18 protein-coding genes are annotated in these 23819 nt (G+C 35.9%); 10 read left to right on the forward strand and 8 right to left on the reverse strand.

Annotation, left to right across the window (positions count from 1 at the left end; all coding sequences use genetic code 11):
- Positions 1-346 precede the first annotated feature (346 nt).
- From V7Z48_RS02150 to metK, 4 genes are all read left to right on the forward strand, one after another.
- Positions 347-1051 (forward strand): DUF6733 family protein, encoded by a 705-nt coding sequence (locus V7Z48_RS02150; RefSeq protein WP_334111745.1) that lies wholly within the window; start codon positions 347-349, stop codon positions 1049-1051.
- A 228-nt stretch (positions 1052-1279) separates the two neighbouring features.
- On the forward strand, positions 1280-1618 hold the full coding sequence (locus V7Z48_RS02155) for a P-II family nitrogen regulator (RefSeq protein WP_334111746.1): 339 nt from the start codon (positions 1280-1282) through the stop codon (positions 1616-1618).
- A 19-nt stretch (positions 1619-1637) separates the two neighbouring features.
- Positions 1638-2870 carry an ammonium transporter gene (locus V7Z48_RS02160; RefSeq protein WP_334111747.1) on the forward strand — a complete coding sequence of 411 codons (1233 nt, stop codon included), beginning with the start codon at positions 1638-1640 and terminating at the stop codon, positions 2868-2870.
- 250 nt (positions 2871-3120) lie between these two features.
- On the forward strand, positions 3121-4374 hold the full coding sequence (gene metK, locus V7Z48_RS02165) for a methionine adenosyltransferase (RefSeq protein WP_334111748.1): 1254 nt from the start codon (positions 3121-3123) through the stop codon (positions 4372-4374).
- A gap of 50 nt (positions 4375-4424) precedes the next feature.
- Here the strand turns inward: metK and V7Z48_RS02170 are convergent, their stop codons facing one another.
- The 4 genes from V7Z48_RS02170 to V7Z48_RS02185 form a co-directional block, all read right to left on the reverse strand.
- Positions 4425-7130: a TonB-dependent receptor gene (locus V7Z48_RS02170; protein WP_334111749.1), complete on the reverse strand. Its 2706-nt coding sequence runs from the start codon at positions 7128-7130 to the stop codon at positions 4425-4427.
- Between the two features lie 109 nt (positions 7131-7239).
- A complete protein-coding gene (locus V7Z48_RS02175) occupies positions 7240-8124 on the reverse strand; it encodes a GLPGLI family protein (RefSeq protein ID WP_334111750.1) in 885 nt (294 codons plus the stop codon).
- 102 nt (positions 8125-8226) lie between these two features.
- Positions 8227-9078 carry a GLPGLI family protein gene (locus tag V7Z48_RS02180; RefSeq protein WP_334111751.1) on the reverse strand — a complete coding sequence of 284 codons (852 nt, stop codon included), beginning with the start codon at positions 9076-9078 and terminating at the stop codon, positions 8227-8229.
- Between the two features lie 3 nt (positions 9079-9081).
- Positions 9082-9450: a hypothetical protein gene (locus tag V7Z48_RS02185; RefSeq protein WP_334111752.1), complete on the reverse strand. Its 369-nt coding sequence runs from the start codon at positions 9448-9450 to the stop codon at positions 9082-9084.
- Positions 9451-9570: 120 nt separating this feature from the next.
- On the opposite strand from V7Z48_RS02185, the gene V7Z48_RS02190 reads away from it, so the two are divergent.
- The 5 genes from V7Z48_RS02190 to V7Z48_RS02210 all read left to right on the forward strand — a co-directional run bounded on the left by V7Z48_RS02190 (position 9571) and on the right by V7Z48_RS02210 (position 15941).
- A complete protein-coding gene (locus tag V7Z48_RS02190; protein ID WP_334111753.1) occupies positions 9571-11103 on the forward strand; it encodes a sensor histidine kinase in 1533 nt (510 codons plus the stop codon).
- On the forward strand, positions 11093-11776 hold the full coding sequence (locus V7Z48_RS02195; protein WP_334111754.1) for a response regulator transcription factor: 684 nt from the start codon (positions 11093-11095) through the stop codon (positions 11774-11776). The genes V7Z48_RS02190 and V7Z48_RS02195 overlap by 11 nt, the downstream gene beginning before the upstream one ends.
- Before the next feature lie 32 nt (positions 11777-11808).
- Entirely contained in the window at positions 11809-12591 is a 783-nt protein-coding gene (locus tag V7Z48_RS02200) for a hypothetical protein (protein ID WP_334111755.1), read from the forward strand.
- Positions 12592-12595: 4 nt separating this feature from the next.
- A complete protein-coding gene (locus V7Z48_RS02205; RefSeq protein ID WP_334111756.1) occupies positions 12596-13210 on the forward strand; it encodes a deoxynucleoside kinase in 615 nt (204 codons plus the stop codon).
- Positions 13211-13415: 205 nt separating this feature from the next.
- Positions 13416-15941 carry a S9 family peptidase gene (locus tag V7Z48_RS02210; protein ID WP_334111757.1) on the forward strand — a complete coding sequence of 842 codons (2526 nt, stop codon included), beginning with the start codon at positions 13416-13418 and terminating at the stop codon, positions 15939-15941.
- Positions 15942-16017: 76 nt separating this feature from the next.
- Here the strand turns inward: V7Z48_RS02210 and V7Z48_RS02215 are convergent, their stop codons facing one another.
- From V7Z48_RS02215 to V7Z48_RS02230, 4 genes are all read right to left on the reverse strand, one after another.
- Positions 16018-18432: a sodium-translocating pyrophosphatase gene (locus V7Z48_RS02215; RefSeq protein WP_334111758.1), complete on the reverse strand. Its 2415-nt coding sequence runs from the start codon at positions 18430-18432 to the stop codon at positions 16018-16020.
- Positions 18433-18540: 108 nt separating this feature from the next.
- Positions 18541-19068, reverse strand: a complete 528-nt coding sequence (locus tag V7Z48_RS02220) for an inorganic diphosphatase (protein WP_334111759.1) — start codon at positions 19066-19068, stop codon at positions 18541-18543.
- 35 nt (positions 19069-19103) lie between these two features.
- Positions 19104-21608, reverse strand: a complete 2505-nt coding sequence (locus tag V7Z48_RS02225) for a DUF5686 and carboxypeptidase-like regulatory domain-containing protein (RefSeq protein ID WP_334111760.1) — start codon at positions 21606-21608, stop codon at positions 19104-19106.
- Positions 21609-21669: 61 nt separating this feature from the next.
- Positions 21670-22647: a pyruvate dehydrogenase complex E1 component subunit beta gene (locus V7Z48_RS02230; protein WP_334111761.1), complete on the reverse strand. Its 978-nt coding sequence runs from the start codon at positions 22645-22647 to the stop codon at positions 21670-21672.
- Between the two features lie 357 nt (positions 22648-23004).
- Between V7Z48_RS02230 and V7Z48_RS02235 the strand changes: the two genes are divergently transcribed.
- On the forward strand, positions 23005-23751 hold the full coding sequence (locus tag V7Z48_RS02235) for an electron transfer flavoprotein subunit beta/FixA family protein (protein WP_334111762.1): 747 nt from the start codon (positions 23005-23007) through the stop codon (positions 23749-23751).
- Positions 23752-23819: the final 68 nt, after the last annotated feature.

Consider the following 23819-nt stretch of genomic DNA (forward strand, 5'->3'; position numbering starts at 1 on the left):
AATTACCAATATGAAGCTTGTAAAAAATGAAATTTGCAATTTTAAGTACTATATACTGAAAAATGTATAATAGAAAATCTTCAGTGTATTATCCAATTGACTTCATTTTCATCATCAAATCAAAAAAATAAGTACACTTTGTGTATCAATTTTTCGAAATAACTTCCAATTCGGCATTTATTAAATTGTGAAATTTGAAACAAAATAACCATAAAAATTTCACGCCCATAATTTTTATGGGTATAAAATTAGATTATCATAATAATTACTCAACTACCCCTATTTTTTTATGGGTATAAAAATTTTATATATAGTTTTGGCCTCAACTAACGCTAAATTTTTTATTATGAAAAAAATTACATTATTAGCTTTTATTATGCTAAGCATTTCTTTGTCGTTTTCACAAGAAGAGGAAAGCAAGACATCATTTTCTGCAACTTTAGTTTCCGACACCTTCTTTGGTTTCGCACCTTTAGTTACAGGCAGCTATTCTTTAAACGAGAAAACTGATTTTACAATTTACGGTATCTTTTGGTCTGGAGGCACAGGTGCTGGCTGGGGTAATTGGGCCGAATTTGGAGCAGGTGTAAACTTTAATGTTTCAGATGCCATTAACATTAATCCACAGTTAGGATTTACCAAGGGTAACTTATTGTCAAGTTTTACTTCTGGTGCCAGTGTTTTTGGCGATGGTATTGTTCCTAACCTAGTTGTTGGCTTGGATTCAGAATCTATGGAAGGTGAACTTTACTTTGGCTATTACCTGCCATTAAGGTCAGAAGGTCCAACCACCGCAAGCTATATTCACTATTGGTTAAATATTGGGTACAAGTTTAGCGACTTTATCTCGGCAGGCGGGCATTTTGAACATTTATATGGCGGCCCAGAATCGGGTGAAGAAGACGTTTACCAATGGTTTGGACCGTATATTCAATTCACAGATTTAAAAGGCAGAGGATTCTTGAGATTGGCCGGTGGCGTAGGTTTTGTTGATGAAAATCCAGGTATTAATAATTCATTCTACAAATTGAGTTTTGGAATCAATTTATAAAAATAAAAGCTTGAATATCCATTATTAAATTTGCATTAATAAATTTAAACACCTTTCACAAAACTAGCGAAAGGTGTTTATTATTTGCTGATTAGAATATCATATTACAGGTACCAATTTACATTTCAAATCAAAATCATCTGCATAATTATAATACCTAAAAATTATTACGCAATCATGCAACCTAAAATGCTCGCATTAATTCAAATTATCTAAACAACATATAAAATGAAAAAAATTGAAGCCATCATACGAAAATCTAAATTTTCTGATGTAAAAAAAGAACTTCACAACATTGGTGTAAACTTCTTTTCATATTGGGACGTGACTGGACTTGGTAATGAAAAAGAAGGCCATGTATATCGCGGTATAAGTTACAGCACCAGCGATATTCAACGACGCTATTTATCCATCGTGGTAAACGACGATTTTGAAACGGCGACTATTCAAGCGATCCTTAAAGCGGGCGCTACTGGTGAAGTCGGCGACGGAAAAATATTTGTTTCGACCGTTGAAGAAGTTTATAGAATACGAACTGGAGAAAAAGGCGGCAACACCTTAAAATAACAAAAAAATATTTATCACTATGGAATTATTAACTACCAATAATGTATGGATGATGATCTGTACCGGTCTCGTCTTCTTTATGCACTTAGGTTTTGCATTTTTAGAAATTGGACTTACGCGTCAGAAAAACACCATCAACATACTATTTAAAAATATGTTTATTATCACCATGGGCTTACTACTCTATTGTTTAGTAGGCTTCAATCTAATGTATCCCGGCGATTTTAATGGGTTTTTAGGTTTTGCAGGTGTTGGTTTAGATGCACCTCTAACAGCCGAAGGAGCCTTGGACCTGGCCTACAACGAAGGCTATACCTATTGGACCGACTTTCTCTTTCAAGGTATGTTTGCTGCTACCGCCGCAACCATAGTTTCAGGAGCCGTAGCTGAACGCATGAAAATTGGCGCTTTTATGATTTTTGTAATTATATACGTTGGTTTTATCTATCCGATCGCAGGCTCATGGCATTGGGGTGGCGGATTCTTAGGTGAATTAACTACGCCCTTTTATGATTTTGCGGGGTCTACTTTAGTACATTCTGTTGGTGGCTGGGGCGCTTTAATTACCGTTTACCTATTAGGTTCTAGAATTGGAAAATTTAAAGACGGAAAAGCTCAAGCTATTCCGGGACACAACATTCCACTTGCCACTGCTGGAGTTGTAATACTTTGGTTAGGCTGGTTTGGTTTTAACGGTGGCTCTGTATTATCAGCCGATCCTGGATTAACGTCGCTTACACTTGTGACTACTTGTCTTGCTGCTGCTGCTGGTGGTGTGGTAGCTGCATTATTTTCAACGGCATTGTACAAAAACCTTGATTTAACCATGTTCTTAAATGGTATACTTGGCGGATTGGTAGGTATAACCGCTGGTGCAGATCAAATGAGTCCGACCGACGCTGTTTTAATAGGAAGTATTGCTGGAATTTTAATAGTTCTGGGTGTTGCCTTTATAGATAAATTAAAATTAGATGATCCTGTCGGAGCCATCGCTGTTCATTTAATTTGTGGTATCTGGGGAACTTTAGCGGTTGGTTTGTTTGGCGCTTTAGCTGGATTTGATCAATTTGTGAGTCAGTTAATTGGCGTTGCGTCTTACGCTGCCATTTGTATTATTTCAACTTTGATCATAATATATGTCTTAAAGAAAACGATGGGAATAAGAGTTTCTGAAAAAGAAGAATTAGAAGGATTAGATGCCCATGAACATGGCATGAATGCTTATCCCGATTATAGATTAAATGAAAATTAATTTTTATTAATTATTCTTGTTTTGTTAGGCCTTCAGAGTTAAAATTCTGAAGGCTTTTTTTTTACATGTTTAAGTATTAGGCGAAAAATTTTATTATTATAATATTATATGTACTTTTGACCTCAGAAAAGGAGGAAAAATTTGTCTGATTGCAACCTCAAAAAAAAATGCTAAAGCAGTAAGTATTCACTTCTCTAGCAATTTTTTATCGACAATTTTTCTAAGATTAAACTAAATTAAAAAAGAAAGTATGTCTTATTTATTTACTTCGGAAAGTGTTTCTGAAGGTCATCCGGATAAAGTTGCTGATCAAATTAGCGACGCTCTTATCGATAATTTTTTAGCATTTGATAAAGAATCTAAAGTTGCTTGTGAAACACTCGTAACTACTGGCCAAGTTATCTTGGCTGGAGAGGTAAAATCGAATACCTATTTAGACGTTCAAAAAATTGCAAGAGACACCATCAATAAAATTGGCTACACTAAAAGCGAATACATGTTTGACGGCAGTTCGTGTGGTGTTTTATCTGCTATACATGAGCAATCCGAGGATATTAACCGCGGTGTAGACAAAGCCACTAAAGAAGAACAAGGTGCAGGCGATCAAGGTATGATGTTTGGCTATGCCACCAACGAAACCGATAATTATATGCCTTTAGCCTTAGAGCTGTCGCATTTAATTTTAAAAGAATTGGCCGCATTGCGACGTGATAATAAAGACATCACTTATCTAAGACCTGATTCTAAAAGCCAAGTAACTATAGAATATAGCGATGATAATGTACCTCAGCGTATAGATGCTATTGTTATTTCAACACAACACGACCCTTTTGATGAAGAAGGTGCCATGTTGGAAACCATAAGAAAAGATATTAAAACCATTCTTATTCCAAGAGTTATTGCAAAATTACCTACACACATTCAAGCCTTATTTAATGATGCAATCACCTATCATATCAATCCAACAGGTAAATTTGTAATTGGCGGTCCGCATGGCGATACTGGCTTAACAGGTAGAAAAATTATTGTGGACACTTACGGTGGAAAGGGTGCACACGGTGGTGGCGCATTTTCAGGAAAAGATCCTAGTAAAGTAGACCGCAGTGCAGCTTATGCCACACGACATATTGCCAAAAACTTAGTAGCTTCAGGATTATGCGGTGAAGTATTGGTGCAAGTAAGTTATGCCATTGGTGTGGCTGAACCCATGAATATCTTTGTAAACACTTTCGGCACCTGCGAGTACAACATTACCGACAGTGAAATAGCCGAGGTAGTAACGCAATTGTTTGACATGCGACCCGCTGCAATTGAAGACCGTTTAAAACTGCGTCAACCGATGTATAGCGAAACCGCGGCATACGGGCACATGGGTAGAACGCCAGAGAAGGTCACCAAAACGTTTTCTCAACCTAATGGACAAGACGTTGTTCTTGAAGTTGAATTATTTACTTGGGAAGTGCTTGATTTTGTTGATAAGATAAAAGCAGCTTTTAAAATTTAAAAAATTAAAATCAAATAAAAAAGCCTTTCAAATTTGAAAGGCTTTTTCGTTTAAAGGTTATACCTAAATCTAAAGGTTACAAACCTAGGTTGTATAAAAAACTCATTCACACTTACGGAAAATGCATTAGCATTAATTCTCACTTGAGATTTAATATCTAGCAGGTTGGTTGCCTTGATTTCATATTCAAATTTTGAATCTTTGTCCTTACGATAGTTTAAGGAAGCATCCCAGAACTCGAATGAGTTTGAACCTCCACTTGCATTACGTACATTATTATAGGCGTAATTGGTTCTAAATGTAAAGGCTTTCCAAATCAAAGCATCGAATTCTACGGAGGGTGCGTTGGTGTAAAAAGTTGTTAGTCTTGAACCTTGGTCGTTTTGTTCAATTACAAAGTTGTAACGCACTGTGAAATTTGGTGCTTCTCTAAAATTGCTGCGTATTTCAGCACCATAATTTTGGATATAACTTTCGTTTACCGAGCGCTGATTGCCGATAAATTGATTAAACTTACTGTAATTAAATGAGCCATTGACCCCTGTTCTAATTTTACCGAAAGTACGCTGAAAACGACCACTCGCTGAAAATGATTCATCGGCAAAGGCTGAGTTAAACGGCGAACTTGTTCTGATCACACTTTCGAAATTGGTAAGATTTCTAATTTGATCGATACTTTTTCTGTAATTTAAAAAAGCAAATACATTGGTATAGTTAAATAAATTGAAGCTAAAATAATTTAATCGAACATTGTGTGAGAGGGCATTTTCCAACTCTGCATTACCGGCAAATAAGGAGTTGAAGTTGTTTAACACCAAACCACGCGCAAGATTGGTAACATCGGTGAACTGATTTTGCATGCTATAATTAAAGGTGATACGTTCACTCTTTTTGAGCTGAATTCGCGCATCAAAATCAGGTAAAAGTCGGTAAAAATTATCTTTGTATTGCTCGCCAAATTGAATGTTTTTATTTCCATAGGCGTGTACCGAAAAACCTGGCGTTAGTGTAAAAATTCCAGCTTTTAATTGATAATGGACTCCTAAATACAAATCGCTAAAATTGTACTGGGTATCGTTGGTATTGAGACCGTCATTAATAACTGTAGTTGGCGTTAAGGTGGTACCATTGTCTAAAAACTGAAAAATATCTGAATCAAAATCTTGACGACTCAAGATAGTTCCTAAAGTAAAATTGATATTGCTTTTGGCATTTAAAATATACCAGTAATCCAATTTGGCATCCAACTGATTCGATTTTACGCGTCGGTTTTGCCCGATGTTATAATTAATTTGATTGGGGTCTAACCCAATAGCATTAGCGGTGTTTTCGTATTCGTTCTTATCTTCAAGTAAGGCGTTATAAAACGGATCTTCGTCTTGTATTAAATGCTGTGCTTCAAAAGCAAAAATATTTCTATCGTTTAAAGTATAATAGTAATTCAAATTTTGATTGATACTATAGGGTGTTGCCTCCTCAAACTGATCGGTATTACCGATTACCGACGAAAATAAACCTCTTTCTTCCTGTTCTTTAGATACTCTACCTAAAACATCATAATCTAATTGATTATTGGCATTTGGTTTATAAACAGCACTTAATTTAACAATCCCTTGATCGCTGGCTTGTTGGGTATTCGCTTCGGTGACTTCGTCAGGTATGCCTAAACTTTCGTCCGTATAAAGTACAGCGTTATTCTCTTGCAAATCGATACGGCTACTCGCAAAAATGGCGAAACCGCTTAAATTTAATTTATCATTAGGCGCATAGGTGAAGTTAGCAGCGCCCAATTTGGTTTGTAAATCTTTGGCTCTATTATTTTGCAAGGTACTAAAATTAAGGTTGTTGTTTCCTAAATTAATATTGGTTCCACTGCTACGGCTTGGGTTTCTAAATCCACCTGAAAAGTTTCGGATATCACGATTGGTAAGTGCCAATTCGCCTATATTATTTAAATCGCCTATAAAATTGATGCTGTATTTTGGGCTGTAATAGAACAATTTAGGTTGTAATAAATACAATTCATTTTCGGTAGAAACGCCACCACCAGCTGTAATATCACCAAACCAAAAGTTCTTTTTGCCTTCTTTTAATTTGATATTGATAGCTATGTTATCTTGGTTATTTTGAACGCCGCTCAACTGACCCACTTCGGCATAATTCTTTAAAACCTGAATTTTATCAACCGCATTAGAAGGAATATTTTTCGCTCCTAATTTGGTGTCGCCATCAAAAAAGTCTTTCCCATCGATCATTAATTTTTGAACACGAACGCCTTCCACTTCAATTTCGCCATCGGCTGTAATTTCAACTCCAGGTAGTTTTTTTAATACATCCTCTAGTTTTCGCTCGGTACCACTTTTAAAAGAATCGGCATTGTAGATGATGGTATCGCCGCTTATGGTAACAGGCATTTCGTAGGTAAGCTCGATAGCATCTAAAAAATTATCGTCTTTTAAGGTGAAATCTTTAGTGATATCGGTTTCAACCGTTGTAACGGATTCCTCAGACGTTTTCATTCCTAAATAACTTACCTGAATTTTATACTTGGCGTTTTTATTGAGCGACATTATATATCTACCCTTGTCGTTAGTAATGGCATAGGCATCTAAGGTATTGGTTTCGGTATTGATGGCAATCACATTTGCAAGTTCTAAAGGGCTTCCGATACTATCTTTTACAACGCCTTGCATTTTTATTTGAGCAAAAGATTGCCCAGCTACTAACATTACTAGTAGTACAAAAAATTTATTCATCTTTTTGGGTTTGGTTTTTATTTGGTTGGTTTAAAAAAATCATCAATAACACATAAGGTTTTATTAAATTGATAATTTTATGATTATGGATTTCTAGGTTCAAAAATGACTAAAAACGATTTCCGCCACGACTTCTTCCGCCGTACATTTCGCGCATTTCTTCAGTTTTCTCCTTAACGGTTTTATTGTATTCTTCTTGGGTGATCTCTTTTCCTTTAGAAGGAATTTTAATTTCTTCTTTGTCTGCTGGATTCAAAACAATTTTTGTACAAAGAATGGTTGTTCTATCTGCATTCACTTCCAAAATTAAACCTGGCAAACCCCAATATTCACCAGGACCTTGATTGACTGGTATTTGCGGTGTGTACCAAGCTACGACTTCAATGGTTTTTGGTACTTCAATGTCCTCTAAGGGATTGGTGGTTTTTGTAGAATCCGTTGCTTTGGTAGTATCGTTATCACTGTTTCGTCTTCTCATGCTTCTCCAATCAAATTCGTCGACTGTTTTTGTTGCTGTTGCCTTAAAACACAAATACTGACCAATTTGTTTGGTTTCTGTTCCCATTTTCCAGTCGAGCTTTTTTAACTCGTCTTTCACCAAAAACTGTTTGCCAAAAAATTCCTGTTCCTGCAACAATTGTTGATCTTTCACATTTTTATATTGTGGTCCACCTGTAAAACTAGAGGCAAAAGCACCACCCCAACCACGGCCGCCACCAGCACCCGGTGCTTCTAACTTTTCGTCTTCCTTATAAATGGATTCCGTTTTGTTGAAGGTAAGCACATATGTTTTTTCAAGAAAACTTTTCATGCGATCCATGATTTGTTTGCGTTGTTGTTCGCTCATTTCTCGTCCACCCCAATCTCCCATATCCATGGTGGTTTTGGTTTGATACACTGCTCTTCCTTGAAAGTCCTGAGCTAGTGAAACATGAGTTGCACATAAAAACAGTGTTAAAAAAGTGATTAGGGTAATTTTGATTGGCGTCTTCATTTATAAAATATTGATTTAAAAGTAAAAGTATACTAATTAACTTTACTTAGACGCGCACAAAATCTTAAAGTTAAAGTTACTCAAGTTAAATATATCTTAAAGTTACCCACCAATTCTAATCTCGATATGCTCCCCACCGCCACTTCTACCTGCTGGTCTATTTTGTTCTTGCATTTCTTGAAGTCGTTTATCTACTAACACTTTGTATTCCGTTTGGCTTACCCTTTTACCTTTTGTTGGCGCTTTAATTTCCAGCTTGTCTGTTGGATTTAAAACAATACTCGTGCAAATTATGGTTTGAGAGCCATCGTTGATTTCTAAAATTAGACCAGGTAGACCCTGATATTTTCCAGGTCCGTTTGAAACTGGAATTTGTGGTGTGTACCAAGCTGTTGTTACTATTTCTTTGGTTGTCATTTCTGGTTCATCATCACTTTCAACTACAGAAAAACTTAAGTTGTTGTTTTTAGGCACTTCTATTTCACGGGTGTAGGTTGCTTTAAAGCAAGTGTATTCTCCTATATTTTTAGTTTCATTTTCTAGTTTCCAGTTGTAATTAGGCAGCGAGTCTTGAATCAAAAATATTTTACCCATGGTTTCCTTTTGGTTTGTAAATACTAAACTTTTGGTGTCTTTAAATAAAGCGTCACTGCCTCCACCATCAAAAGAACTAACCATCATACCACTGCCAGCTTGCGGTGCACCCAATGTTTCTTCCTCTTTATAAACGGACATATCTTTACTAAATGCCAGTTTATAAGTTTTTTGAAATTGTTTTTTTAGCATTTCTTGCATTTCTTTTTCCATGGCACTTGTAACTTTAGTACTATCCATTTTAATACTGACTTTTCGGTGGGTTTTGTAGGTGGCAATGCCTTGAAAGTCTTGAGCAGAGACGTTTGAAATTACGAGCATTGCAATAAGAACACTCAAATTAATTAGAATATTTTTCATGATTTATGGATTTTGATTATAAAATTTTATGATGGTCTTTTTTGCTTTTTGAAAACGTCTCATAAAAACGTCAAGTTCATTGGAATTACCTTCAATTTTGAGTGCGAAATTTTCTATTATGTAATTATCTCCTTGGTCTTTCTCACAAATAAATTCAAAATAAATGCTTTGATTTGCGCTAGATGATTCAAATATGGCTCTAACATCATCATCATTTAAAGTTTCAATTTTTTCTAAAGAATCAGCTTTTAGTGTGACACCTATATTGGATGTTAATACCTTAGATTCTAAAATTTGACCATTTAATGGTTTTGTTTGTGCCGCTACCGAAAAGCCGAGGAGCATGGTGATAAAAAGAATAAGAGTTTTCATAGTTTGAGTTTTAATTCTACGGTGCAAATATGATAACAAGAAACCAGCAATATGGTTAACCAGTGTTAACGTGTGTTAACCAATTGTTTTTGTGAAAGCTAAAAAAACTACTTTTGGTTTATGAATAGTAAAACTTACACTTGGATTCTATACCTAATTTCCACAGTTATTGTTGCAACCATTTGTATTCAAGCTTATTGGAATTATAAAAACTACCTAGTTAATAAGCAGCAGCTCATTAACGAAATTCAGATAAGTCTGGATAAAGCTGTTGATGATTATTACGCCGCCTTGGCTCAAAATTCTACTGTTGGATTTACATTTAATAGCGATTCTGAAAAAAATATCTTCGGAAAGGACAGCACTTTTATTAAAATTCTTTCAAGTATTGATAGTACCAAAAATAAATTTAAAAATTTGAACCATATCAATCCTAAAAGCATAGAAGGCGTCACTATTTTTAGAGGGGCCGAAGTTAAATCGATGGATACCATTCCTGTCGAGTACGCCAGGTTTGAAGATGATAAAGCCATAACTTCTTTTGAAAAAAACAATCCCGATTCACTCCAAGAAAAAGCGATTAATTTTTTAACTTCTAAAATTGTGGTGTCCATCAAAAATGACAGTTTAGATTTGAAGCAAGTTGACAGTCTGCTTAAAAACGAATTCCAAAGAAAAAAGATAAACGTCGCTTACCAGATGCAGTATAAAAACGATAAAAAGGAGCAATACTTTTGGTGGTATCAAAATAAGTTTGAAACAACTAATAAAACCGACACGCTAGGAGATGGCATTAACACCAAAGCAAATTCAAGCTTTCTACCTACTGGAAGTGAATTAAATTTATATTTTACAAATGAAATTCCGTTGCTTTTAAATCGAATTTTAGGTGGTATTCTGTTGTCGACTATACTGGTATTTGGCGTTATTGGATGTTTGTTTTACTTGCTTCATATTATCAACCAACAAAAACAATTGGCCGAAATTAAAAATGACCTCATCAGCAACATTACCCACGAATTTAAAACACCCATCGCCACCATTAGCGCGGCTTTAGAAGGCATGAGTAATTTTAACGCCATTGAAGATAAGAATAAAGCCAAACACTACATCAGTATGTCTGCTCACCAGTTGACGAAGTTGAATACCATGGTTGAAAAATTACTAGAAACAGCTACTTTAGACAGTAACGAACTTGAATTTAATAAAGAAGAAGTGAATCTTAGTGATTTAATTGAAGCCTCTGTTAATAGTTTTAAAAATCAGCATCCTGAAAAGAATTTTATTTTCAATAAAAAGGTCAATAATATTATAGCTGCTGTTGATACATTTCATTTTGAAAATGCCATTAACAACATTTTAGACAATGCCGTTAAATATGGTGGAAATGTAATTGAAATTGAGCTCAAAACTTTAAAAAAACAAATTGAAATTGACATTTCAGACGATGGCAACAGTTTAAAACCAGCGGATAAAGAACGTATATTCGATAAATTTTACCGCGTACCAAAGGGCAATACACACGATGTGAAAGGTTTTGGGATTGGCTTATTTTACAGTAGAACCATCATCGAAAAACACGACGGCAATATTGTCTTAAATTTAAATAACAACAAAACAACCTTTAAAATTACGCTACCTCATGAGCGCTAAAGTAAAATTATTATTGGCTGAAGATGAAGCTGCTTTAGGACAAATCATTAAAGAAAGTTTAGAGACGCGTGATTTTGAAGTATTGCTTTGCGATAACGGAGAGAAAGCTTTTGAAACTTATAAAAGCCAACAACCTGATGTGCTTGTTTTGGATGTGATGATGCCTAAAAAAGATGGTTTTACTTTAGCCAAAGAAATACGAAGCACAGACCAAAACATTCCTATTATATTCCTTACGGCAAAATCTCAAACAGCTGATGTGGTTGAAGGCTTTTCAATTGGCGGCAACGATTATTTAAAAAAGCCGTTTAGTATGGAAGAGCTCATTGTGCGCGTTCATAATTTACTCCATCGCCAAAAAACTCAACAGAATACAACACTTATCATTTTAGGTGACTATAGCTTTAATTTTCCCAAGCAGCTCCTCACCTATAAAAATGAAACAGCTATTCAACTCACACACAGAGAAGCACATTTGTTATTTCATTTGATACAAAATAAAAATCAGGTATTGGATAGGACTTTAATTTTAAACAAACTTTGGGGTAACGACGATTTTTTTAATGCACGCAGCATGGATGTTTTTATTTCTAAACTCAGGAAGAAACTCCAAAAAGATTCCAATCTTCAAATACTAAATGTGCGCGGTTATGGTTATAAATTAGTGTGCTAGACATTCATTTATTTTTGTAATTTGTAGCTCCTATGATGCGATTCATTCTTATTTTTATTTTTGCGGTTTCCGTGGCTTTTGGTCAAGACACGATAAATCCCTTATTTATAAAGTCGCAACCTATTAAAGCCGAGATCATCGGTGGTTTTGACAAATTTGACAACTTCTACTACACTACTAAAAACAACAGTTTTTTTAAACAAGATGCCAAAAACATCACATCTTTTAGCAATTTACAATTAGGCGACATTGCATCGGTGGACGTTTATAATCCATTAAAAATTAATTTATTTTACAAGGATTTAAATAGTTTTATCATTTTAGACAATCGACTTGCAGATGTCTTTAAAATAGACTTCAATACGCTGCAACCTTATCGCAACGTAACCCATATTTCAACTGGTTTTGACAATACCGTTTGGCTGTTTAATATGGATAGTCAGCAATTAGAATTGTATGACTATAAGCAAAATAGGTCTCGATTTCGGTCGGTGCCGATTAATGGTAAAATATTAGACTTAAAAAGCAATTTCAACTTTTGCTGGCTACTCACTCAAAACCATTTGTACCAATACAATTATTTAGGCAGTATGATTTCGAAAATTCCAAATAATGGATTTGAGAAAATAGCCATTTCCAATGAAAAACTAATTGTTTTAAAATCAGACAAACTCTACCGAATGGGTAAAGATTTAAGCGACTCCCAACCCATCAAGTTGCCAAATTTGTTAATAAAACAGTTTTTTGCAACCACCGAAACCTTGTATATTTACGATGGTGAAAACTTGCACCACTACCAACTAAAATTAGACTAACATTATGCATATTGCCGTAGCAGGAAACATTGGAGCCGGAAAAACAACACTTACAAAATTTTTAGCCAAACACTATAAATGGGAAGCGCAGCTTGAGGATGTGGTTGACAATCCATATTTAGACGATTTTTATAACCAAATGGAGCGTTGGAGTTTTAATCTTCAAGTTTATTTTTTGAATAGTCGGTTTCGTCAGGTACTTCAAATAAGAGAAAGCGGCAAAGATATTATTCAAGACAGGACTATTTATGAAGACGCGCATATTTTTGCGCCCAACTTACATGCTATGGGTTTAATGACCAATCGTGATTTTGAAAATTATCGCTCGTTATTTGATCTGATGGAATCATTGGTGAAAGGTCCAGATTTATTGATTTACCTTAGAAGCTCCATACCAAATTTAGTATCTCAAATCCACAAACGCGGTCGGGATTATGAAAATTCAATCAGCATTGATTATTTAAGTCGACTTAACGAACGTTATGAAGCTTGGATTCACGGTTACGACAAAGGTAACTTGCTTGTAATTGATGTAGATCATTTAGATTTTGTGGCCAACCCTGAAGATTTAGGTTTGGTTATCAATAAAATAGATGCAGAGATTAATGGGTTGTTTTAACGCCTACATTCACCTTTATATACAAAACCTCATCTCGTAATGAGGTTTTTTGTTTTAAATAACCGTGCTGTTCTGAGTCCGATGGCATTTTCACGAACGTTAATATTTCTTTAAAAACATAGGGGTTGCTAGCTTATTCGGCATTTCAACTTTAAGTTTTCTTATTTTAGTAGCTTCAACAATTCAATTCACCAATTAAATTCGCATGAACAAACACTTTCTTTCGCTCCTTTTAGGACTATCTTTTTTCATTGGTAATGCTCAGGACGAGACCAAAAAAACACCCGTACCAAATTACAGAGCTGCGGCAAAATTTTCACCAACTAACTTGGGGAAATTGGTGCATTCTACCTCGGTTAATCCTAATTGGCTAAAAACTGGTAATCGGTTCTGGTACCAATACAAAACTACCGAAGGTTCTAAGTATTATTTAGTTGATGCCGATAAACGAAGCAAAACTGAATTATTCGACAACGAAAAAATGGCAAAGTGGCTCACCGAAATCACTAAAGATCCATACGATGCGCAACATTTACCTCGATTCGATTTTAAATTTGTAAAGAATGATACCGCCATTCAATTTAGAATGACTTCAACCGAAAAGGTAGAAGCAGCCGAAGACGAGGACGATGAAAAAACTGAGGTTGAAAACGATTCAACCAAGACCAAAAAGAAGCCTAAAAAACCAAAAATGGAAAATAAAGTGTTTCATTTTGAGTACCGATTAGGCAGTAATTCACTCACCCTTTTAGATCATAAAAAGAAAGAAAAAGAAGATTGGAAAAAATGGGCCAATATTGCACCCGACAGCTCAATTGTTCTGTTTTCAAAGCATCACAATATGTACTGGATGGACAAGGAAAATTTCTTGAAAGCAGTGAAAAATGAGAAAGACACTACCATTGTTGAAAACCAATGGACCACCGATGGTGAAGAATATTTTTCTTACGGTGGCGGCAGCGGTCGCGGAGAAACCAACGAAAGCAAAATAAAAGATAAGGATAAGCGAAAAAGCATTTACGGTATTTGGTCGCACGATTCAAAAAAGTTTGTATTTCAAAAAACCGATTCCAGACACATCAAAGATTTATGGGTCATCAACACTACTGAGGAGAAGCGACCAACCTTAGAAACCTACAAGTATCACATGCCTGGAGAGGATGAGTTTTATAAATATGAAATGATTGTGTTTGATATTGCATCAAAAGATATGAAAAAGGTGCAACTAGATACCACAAAGCAACAAAGCATTCAGGTGTATCGAGAACCGAGAAAAAAAGCGACTTATAGCGATGATTTTACGCCGTCCTTACTACTGTCTAAAAAAGGAAAAATCTATTTCAACACCATAAGTAGAGATCGTAAAAAATTTGACGTTTGTGTGGCCGATATCAACACGGGCGACGTAAAAATATTAATAGAAGAACGATTTAATACTTATATAGAATCACGTCCGTTAGTTTTGATTAACAACGAAACCGAAATGTTGCATTGGGCTGAACGATCGGGTTGGGCACACTACTATTTATACGATACTGAAGGCAATCTTAAAAATCAAATTACCGATGGGTCGTTTCACGTAGAGCAAGCAATTGGTGTAGATGAAAAGTCACGTTCACTATATTTTACGGCGCACGGAATTCCTAAAGACCAAGATCCCTATTATGAGCAACTTTATAAAATTAACCTGAATGGCACAGGTCTGAAGAACTTAAATCCGAGCGATTATAATACTGATACCAATATGGCTGATTCTAATGGTTTTTTTGTCAGCAATTATTCCAGAGTAAATACCGTTCCAAAATCTGAACTGCGAAACAGCGCAGGTAATGTGGTGCTGCAGTTGGAAGAAGCCGATTTAACACAACTCATGGCCACAGGATACCAATTTCCTGAACCCTTTAAAATGAAAGCAGATGATGGCATCACCGATATTTACGGTGTGATGTATAAACCTTTTGATTTTGATGAGACTAAAAAATATCCGCTTTTACAATATGTATATCCTGGGCCACAAACTGAAGCTGTAAATAAATCATTTTCGATAAGAATGGATCGTTTGGATAGAATGGCGCAAATTGGTTTTATTGTGGTCACTTTGGGAAATCGCGGTGGACATCCAGACCGCTCAAAATGGTATCACAATTACGGCTACGGTAATTTAAGAGATTATGGTTTAGCTGATAAAAGACATGTGGCAGAACAACTAGCCGATCAATACAGTTTTATTGATATTGAAAAAGTTGGAATTTATGGCCATTCAGGCGTTGGCTTTATGTCGACCGCTGCGATGTTGGTATATCCAGACTTTTTTAAAGCGGCAGTGTCTTCCGCAGGAAACCACGACAATACCATTTATAATAGTTGGTGGAGTGAAACCCACCATGGCGTGCTAGAAGTAATGGATGATAAAGGTACTACCAAATATAAATACATGATTGACACCAACCAATCTTTGGCTAAAAACTTAAAAGGAAGACTATTATTAGTTACTGGCGATGTTGATAATAATGTACATCCCGGTGGCACCATTAGAATGGCTCAAGCTTTGATTAAAGCCAATAAGCGTTTCGATTTTATGCTGCTGCCTGGCCAGCGCCATAGCTTTGGTGATATGACCGAATATTCATTTTGGTTAAGAGCCGATCATTTCAGTAAATATTTGCTAGGTTATGAAATGAATGCTGTTGACATTACTGAAATAAATCGTTATACGCCGAGATCTAAATAAGTAGTCTGCATATTAAAATAAAAAAAACTCGCTTGGAAAAAGCGAGGTTTTTTTTATTATTAAGTTATTGTAAAACCTAGATTTTCTTAATTTCCACAGAATTAATTTCAACCTTTTTAGAAGTTTCTTCCACATTTATTGCCGCTTCAAAAGCTTCAACAGCATCTTTTACTTCAAGTTCAGTTCCTTTAAACGTTTCTACTTTTGTAATCGTTTCACCGTTTTCAGTCACCGTATAATTAACAGTAGCTTCCGCTAAATCGTTGGTTACCGTCATTTCCACTTTAACTTGATTATCTGCCAAGCCTGTTTCAGCACCATGGTCTCCTAAAATAGGTGCAATCACCAATCCGATTAAACAAGTAAGTTTAATTAAAATATTCATAGACGGACCAGAGGTATCTTTAAAAGGATCACCAACTGTATCACCCGTTACTGCAGCTTTATGTGCATCAGAGCCTTTGTAAGTCATTTTACCATCTATCATCACACCAGCTTCAAAAGATTTTTTAGCATTATCCCAAGCACCACCTGCGTTATTTTGGAATACTGCCCAAAGCACACCAGAAACCGTTACACCAGCCATATAGCCACCAAGCATTTCAGCAATTAATAAATTGTCGTAACCCAATAACATAGGCAATAATGAAATTGCGATAGGGAAACCAATAGTTAAAATCCCAGGTAACATCATTTCTTTAAGTGCCGCTTGGGTTGAAATTTCAACACATTTGCCGTATTCTGGTTTGCCGGTTCCTTCCATAATGCCAGGGATTTCTTTAAACTGACGACGCACTTCATACACCATTTCCATGGCAGCTTTTCCAACAGAGTTCATAGCTAATGCTGAAAACACTACTGGAATCATTCCACCAACAAATAACATCGCCAATACTGGCGCTTTAAATATATTAATTCCATCGATACCTGTAAAAGTAACATAAGCCGCAAATAAAGCAAGTGAGGTTAAGGCTGCAGAAGCAATCGCAAATCCTTTTCCTGTAGCAGCAGTGGTATTTCCAACAGAATCCAAAATATCGGTACGCGTACGGACTTCTTTTGGCAACTCACTCATTTCCGCAATACCACCGGCATTATCAGAAATTGGTCCGAATGCATCAATAGCTAATTGCATGGCGGTTGTTGCCATCATGGCGGAAGCAGCTAATGCAACACCGTAAAATCCAGCCAACGCATACGAACCCCAAATGGCACCTGCAAATAATAAAACTGTTGGGAAGGTTGAAATCATTCCTGTTGCCAAACCAGCGATAACGTTGGTCCCTGCGCCAGTGGCAGATTTTTGTACGATGGCTAAAACCGGCTTAGTGCCTAATCCTGTATAATATTCAGTAACTGATGATATCACACCACCAACAAATAATCCAACGATGGTTGCATAAAACACACGCATAGATGAAATTTCTTTAAGGCCTTCACCAAAGAAATTCATTTGCATGGTTTCTGGTAACATATATCTTACTAAGAAAAAACAAGCAATAAGTGTTAAGCCGATAGAAACCCAGTTACCAACATTTAATGCACCTTGAACTTGTTTTTCTTTAGCATCATTATTTTTAATTTTAACCAACATGGTTCCAATGATAGAAAACAATATTCCGAAACCAGCAATGGCCATTGGTAATAAAATTGGACCGATACCGCCAAACCCTTGGTCTACAATATCACCACCCATATCTTTGATAACATAGTTACCTAGTACCATGGCTGCTAGAACTGTTGCTACGTAACTTCCAAATAAATCGGCACCCATACCTGCAACGTCACCAACGTTATCACCTACGTTATCTGCTATAGTAGCAGGATTACGAGGATCATCTTCAGGGATTCCAGCTTCCACTTTACCAACTAAATCTGCACCCACATCGGCAGCTTTGGTGTAAATACCACCACCTACGCGAGCGAATAAGGCAATAGATTCAGCACCCAATGAAAAACCAGCTAAAGTTTCTAATACAATCGTCATTTGATCGGTAGAGGTCCAAACGCCTCCCATAAAATAATGAAAGAACACGATGAAAAAAGTAGTTAAACCAAGTACTGCAAGACCAGCAACGCCCAATCCCATAACAGTTCCTCCACCAAAAGACACTTTAAGTGCTTGGGGTAAAGTAGTACGTGCAGCCTGGGTAGTTCTCACATTGGTTTTGGTAGCGATTTTCATTCCGATATTTCCAGCAAAGGCTGAAAAAATAGCGCCAAAAATAAAGGCAACTACAATAAGTATATCTGTGGTTGGAACAATAAATGATATAGCAGCAAGTGCTAAACTGGCTCCAATTACGAAAAATGTTAGTAAACGGTATTCAGCTTTAAGAAAGGCTAGAGCGCCTTCATAAATGTAATCGGAGATTTCTTTCATCTTTCCGTCTCCGGCATCTTGCTTTAATACCCAAGATTTTTTGGCCCACATAAAAAGCAAACCGATGACTGCCATTACAAGTGGCACATAAATCATAAATTTATCCATAATTGATTTTGATTAGTTAATTGCTGGGCAAAAGTAGTAAAATGCAATTGAATACAAAACCCTTTTATTCAGAAAACAAAAGGGCTTTTTTGATATAATTTTAATTATTCAAATTGAAAATTTACCTGTATCATTATAATCACTTTTTTGGTAGCGTTCTTTGCATCGGTACCAAATTTGTGTAGCTTCTTCAACATTTCCCCAGCCACCAACGTCAACTTTCTTCTTTTCGAGATCTTTATATACTTGGAAAAAATGTTCAATTTCTTTAATTTGATGCGGATTCATATCAGATAAATCGTTGAGGGAATTCCATATAGGATCAGAGACTGGGACACAAATAATTTTCTCATCAGGACCTTTTTCGTCTGCCATGTGAAAAACACCAATGGGTTTTACCTCCATCACGCACATAGGAAAGGTTGGTTCACCTCCTAACACTAGCACATCTAAGGGATCGCCATCTAAGGCCAAAGTTTCGGGGACAAATCCATAATCGGCTGGATACATCATAGATGAAAACAGCATCCGATCGAAGCGTATTTTTTTGAGTTCAAAGTCGTATTCATATTTGTTTCGGCTGCCTTTTGGTATTTCGATTAATACATCGAAGGTAGGTTGTTCTGAAGTTTTCATATGTTGTTTTTTGTAAATTTACCGATTCAATTCTTTTAAAAAAAGAAGCCAAAACTACCAGTTACACCAAACCTTCTCGCGCCAGGTGTATCTAAATAATTACCTCTAAAATTAAAATCGAGGCGCAACACTTTAAAAATATTAGCTACGCCAATGCTGTACTCGTAATAAATTTTATCGTTAGGTGCAATAAGCGGAAACTCCACTAGATTCCCTGTGGTGCTGATATTAATATTGTCTTGAGATAAATCGCCCCAAACACCGCGCGCACCAACAATAGCTCTTAAGTTGTATTTTTTAAGAAATGGTATTCTCGAAAATAAACGTCCGTTAAAATTATGTTCTACGTGCATAGAGGTATAAGTGTCAGTTACAAATTCATAAAAATCTAACTGTGTAAAAGTGTTGTAAATAGAAAAATACGTTTGATTACCCGGTACAACGCTGAGTAAGCCGAGTGGCACATCGCCAAAGGTTTTACCAGCTTCTATTGAAGTGACCAATCTACCCAATCCACCAACTTGAATTGGCTGTATATAGGACATTTGCAACTTTGTATATTCAAAATCGCTATTTAAAATTGACGGACTCCCCAAACTTACCTGCGCTAAAATTCTGGCGAAATAATCATTGGCAATACGGCGTTCAACACCATAACCCGTCATTTTTCTTCCAGGGAAATAATTAACTGAAAACCTGGATTCAAACTGGTTGATTTGAGACGAAACGCCTGTTGGTGAAGATTCATCCACATAATCTAAACTAAAAGTTTCAGAAGCTGATTTGAGCGTTCTATAGGTTCCTTGAATTGCGAATACTAAATTTTTTGCTGGTTCAATTTCAAAACCAAGGGTAGACAAATTAATGTTGGTAAGTTTATCATTGGCTCCTGTACCTATTACTGCTGAAGAAGCTAAACTTCGACCTAAAACATCGGTTGAGCTGGTTAAGCTTGCGCCTATTTGCTCTACGTCGCGTCGGTTACCACCAAAAATAATCAGTCGGCTTTTTTTATCAAGTAACGCTTTTGCCGAAATACCATATTTAAACTTATTATCTCTGAATCCGTAAGCTGTAAAACCCTCAATTCGCCACAAATCGTTTTGACCGAAATAGGTTCTACCTCCTGCCCTTAGTCTTACGCCTTCCACTTCATTGAAACCAAAGGTTGAAAAAATAGGGCCATAATCCATATTAATAGAAGGAAACTCAATATAACCAGAGGCCAGAATACTACCAACGTTATACAAGGTTTTAAACTTTTGAACCGTTTTTAAAGTGTCCAACATTTTATAGACCCCTTGTTCGTCTTTGTTCAGATCTTCTAATCGGTTTTGTTTCCAAAAATCATCGTCGCGATTGTAAACTTCAGCATCATAATCAAAAACTTTTACATCGTAAAACTTAGGATCTTTAGGTTTATTAAAGACATAATTATCGTACAATGTGGTTCTTTTGCCATAAACACCTCGGGAAGATTCTTTCTTGCTTAAAGTAAAATCTGAAAGGAAATAATCTCGTTTTACCAAAAACACCGAGTCGTTTAGAACTTCAAATTCCTGTTCGATATAGATTTCCTTTACCCAATTTATGTTGGCACTTTTGGATGCTTGCAATTTTATTTCTTTAATTGCAAAGGTTGTATCGTTCACCCAGAAGTCACCCTTAAAAGTTAATTCGTTTTTGCGTCGTGGGTAGTAGATGATATTATAACACCATTTATTATCAATAAAAGCACTATCAGACAATACGTAATTATAATTATCGATGCCTGTTTTCGATAGAGGACTCACAAAACTTTTATCGAAAAATTTTAGGTAATTCTCATACACATCGTAATCGGAATACAAATCATCTATAAAATCTATAATAATTTGGTTGTTGCTAAATCCCGAATTTTTATTTCCTATGAGTTCTTCTCTTTCCTTCTTTATGATATTATCGCCTGAAACATGGTTATACGATTCGTTTAAAAATATAGGCAGGTATGTTTTTCCAGTGACTTTAGAGGTATCTACTTCTTCAAAAACGAATTCCATCCCTCTAAATAATTTACTTTTTATGAGGGCACTATCAATAGTATTGAGGTCAAATTCTACTTTTTCATATTTATCGTATTCGTATTGTTTGAATTGTTTGAGGCCGTTTTGACGTTTACGCTCCCAGATTTTCCTTAAAATATCGATGGCAGGATTGTTTTTTTTAGACTGCTTTCCCGTTACAATAAAAACTTCATTTAAAGTGTTTGAGGCTTCCTCTAAAATAAATTTTAGATCAAAGGTAACTCTAGAGGTTAAGGTTAAAGTCTGGGTTTCATAACCTAAGAACGAAACCACTAAAGTGTCCCAAGACGATTTGGATTCTAAATAAAAACGACCATTTTCGTCGGTGATAGTTCCTTCGGTAGAATTTTTAAAAAGTACGTTGGCATAAGCTACAGGCTCATTGTAGGTATCAAACACATAACCACTCACTTTTGTTTGAGCATTTAAGGCAACGATACACAATAAACTTAGGGCAATGAGTAGTTTATGCTTCATATAATGGTAGCTTCATTGTTGGTGTTACAGATGAAGTATAAATAACGGTAAAACTGTTATTTTATTTGTAAAGCACCTTTTTAACTGCTTTAACAACATCGTTACTATTAGGCAACCATTGTTCGAATAGCACTGGCGAATATGGTGCTGGTGTATCGGCCGTATTGATTTTTATAATTGGTGCATCTAAATAATCAAATATTTGAGATTGTACCTGATAGGTGATTTCGGTTGCCACATTACCAAAAGGCCAAGCTTCTTCTAGAATAACCAAACGATTGGTTTTTTTAACTGAAGTAAGAATCGCATCGTGATCCATGGGTCTTACCGTTCTTAAATCTATTATTTCACAAGAAATGCCTTCTTTTTCTAATTCATCAGCAGCTATGTAAGCTTCTTTGATAATTTTTCCGAAAGAGACGATGGTTACATCGGTACCTTCGCGCTTGATATCGGCTACACCAATAGGAATGATGTATTCGCCTTCAGGCACTTCGCCTTTATCACCGTACATTTGTTCACTTTCCATAAAAATAACGGGGTCATCATCTCTAATGGCTGATTTTAAAAGGCCTTTAGCATCATACGGATTTGAAGGCACAATAACTTTTAGGCCAGGCGTGTTGGCAAACCAACTTTCAAAGGCTTGTGAGTGCGTTGCTGCTAATTGTCCTGCCGAAGCAGTTGGCCCTCTAAAAACTATAGGACATTTAAACTGTCCGCCAGACATTTGTCGGATTTTAGCCGCATTATTTATTATTTGATCAATACCAACTAAGGAGAAGTTAAAGGTCATGTACTCTACAATAGGTCTGTTGCCTGTCATGGTTGAGCCAATCGCAATTCCTGCAAAACCAAGTTCGGCAATCGGGGTATCAATAACACGTTTAGGACCAAATTCGTCTAGCATTCCTTTTGAAGCCTTATAAGCACCATTGTATTCGGCTACTTCTTCACCCATTAAATAGATGCTTTCATCTCTGCGCATTTCTTCACTCATGGCCTCGCAAATGGCTTCTCTAAATTGTATTGTCTTCATTTAGGTTCTTATTTTTTTGGAAGAACAAAAGTAATAATTATTGGTTTTAAATTAACAAGAGTTTCGAAGGAATTAGTTGATATTATTTTGAGGCAGTGGAAAATGCTTAAACACGCTTGGTGTTATATTCAGAAATGACAAATTTGAAAACTTAAAAAGTTTAATTAGGTTGAAAATTTTTAGAAAAATTTATTATGCACGCATAGCAAAATCCAAAATAAAATATTTACCTTCGTATTTTGAAAGTATTTTGAGTCAATTTTAACTCAAGAAGATATAAACTAAAACCTAATTATTTTACATTACTCAAACGATATAGTGTGAAATTTTAAATATTTTAAAAATAATAATGAATCTATGAAAATATTAGTTTGCATAAGTCATGTACCCGACACCACTTCGAAGATTAATTTTACAGAGGGCGATACCAAATTCGACACCAATGGCGTGCAATTTGTGATCAACCCAAATGATGAATTTGGCTTGACGCGTGCTATGTGGTTTAAAGAAAAACAAGGCGCTAGTGTAGATGTAGTAAATGTTGGTGGCCCAGAAACGGAACCCACTTTAAGAAAAGCACTTGCCATTGGAGCCGATTCGGCCATAAGAGTTAACACAGCAGCAACCGATGGTTACGCCGTTGCACAACAAATAGCTACCGTTGTAAAAGACGGACAATATGATCTGGTAATCGCAGGTAGAGAATCTATAGATTACAATGGTGGTATGGTACCGGGAATACTTGCAGCCTTAACCGGTGCCAATTTTGTTACAAATTGTGTAAGCCTTGAAGTTGATGGTAATAATGCCACTGCCGTTCGTGAAATTGATGGTGGAAAAGAAACCATTGCTACCAGTTTACCACTTGTAATCGGCGGACAAAAAGGTTTGGTAGAAGAAAGCGATTTACGCATTCCAAACATGAGAGGCATCATGATGGCGAGACAAAAACCATTAAAAGTTCTAGAACCTGTTAGCACCAACAATGCAACCACAGCCAAGAGTTTCGAAAAACCCGCACCCAAAGGGGCAGTAACCTTAGTGGATGCCGATAATATTGATGAACTTATAAACCTGCTTCACAACGAAGCGAAAGTCATCTAAAATTCAATAAACAAATTTTGGAATTTGGAATTTGGAATTTTTAAAGTAACGTATTAAATAATAACATT

It is taken from the genome of Paucihalobacter sp., from assembly GCF_036825875.1.
Lineage (GTDB): Bacteria > Bacteroidota > Bacteroidia > Flavobacteriales > Flavobacteriaceae > Paucihalobacter.

What these genes read in the sequence shown, in the direction of transcription:
- V7Z48_RS02180 (WP_334111751.1), bottom strand. Translation starts at nt 9,078, where the DNA reads ATGAAAAATATTCTAATTAATTTGAGTGTTCTTATTGCAATGCTCGTA.
- V7Z48_RS02175 (WP_334111750.1), bottom strand. Translation starts at nt 8,124, where the DNA reads ATGAAGACGCCAATCAAAATTACCCTAATCACTTTTTTAACACTGTTT.
- V7Z48_RS02225 (WP_334111760.1), bottom strand. Translation starts at nt 21,608, where the DNA reads ATGAAGCATAAACTACTCATTGCCCTAAGTTTATTGTGTATCGTTGCC.
- V7Z48_RS02230 (WP_334111761.1), bottom strand. Translation starts at nt 22,647, where the DNA reads ATGAAGACAATACAATTTAGAGAAGCCATTTGCGAGGCCATGAGTGAA.
- V7Z48_RS02185 (WP_334111752.1), bottom strand. Translation starts at nt 9,450, where the DNA reads ATGAAAACTCTTATTCTTTTTATCACCATGCTCCTCGGCTTTTCGGTA.
- V7Z48_RS02205 (WP_334111756.1), top strand. Translation starts at nt 12,596, where the DNA reads ATGCATATTGCCGTAGCAGGAAACATTGGAGCCGGAAAAACAACACTT.
- V7Z48_RS02215 (WP_334111758.1), bottom strand. Translation starts at nt 18,432, where the DNA reads ATGGATAAATTTATGATTTATGTGCCACTTGTAATGGCAGTCATCGGT.
- V7Z48_RS02235 (WP_334111762.1), top strand. Translation starts at nt 23,005, where the DNA reads ATGAAAATATTAGTTTGCATAAGTCATGTACCCGACACCACTTCGAAG.
- V7Z48_RS02150 (WP_334111745.1), top strand. Translation starts at nt 347, where the DNA reads ATGAAAAAAATTACATTATTAGCTTTTATTATGCTAAGCATTTCTTTG.
- V7Z48_RS02195 (WP_334111754.1), top strand. Translation starts at nt 11,093, where the DNA reads ATGAGCGCTAAAGTAAAATTATTATTGGCTGAAGATGAAGCTGCTTTA.
- V7Z48_RS02220 (WP_334111759.1), bottom strand. Translation starts at nt 19,068, where the DNA reads ATGAAAACTTCAGAACAACCTACCTTCGATGTATTAATCGAAATACCA.
- V7Z48_RS02170 (WP_334111749.1), bottom strand. Translation starts at nt 7,130, where the DNA reads ATGAATAAATTTTTTGTACTACTAGTAATGTTAGTAGCTGGGCAATCT.
- V7Z48_RS02190 (WP_334111753.1), top strand. Translation starts at nt 9,571, where the DNA reads ATGAATAGTAAAACTTACACTTGGATTCTATACCTAATTTCCACAGTT.
- V7Z48_RS02200 (WP_334111755.1), top strand. Translation starts at nt 11,809, where the DNA reads ATGATGCGATTCATTCTTATTTTTATTTTTGCGGTTTCCGTGGCTTTT.
- metK (WP_334111748.1), top strand. Translation starts at nt 3,121, where the DNA reads ATGTCTTATTTATTTACTTCGGAAAGTGTTTCTGAAGGTCATCCGGAT.
- V7Z48_RS02160 (WP_334111747.1), top strand. Translation starts at nt 1,638, where the DNA reads ATGGAATTATTAACTACCAATAATGTATGGATGATGATCTGTACCGGT.
- V7Z48_RS02210 (WP_334111757.1), top strand. Translation starts at nt 13,416, where the DNA reads ATGAACAAACACTTTCTTTCGCTCCTTTTAGGACTATCTTTTTTCATT.
- V7Z48_RS02155 (WP_334111746.1), top strand. Translation starts at nt 1,280, where the DNA reads ATGAAAAAAATTGAAGCCATCATACGAAAATCTAAATTTTCTGATGTA.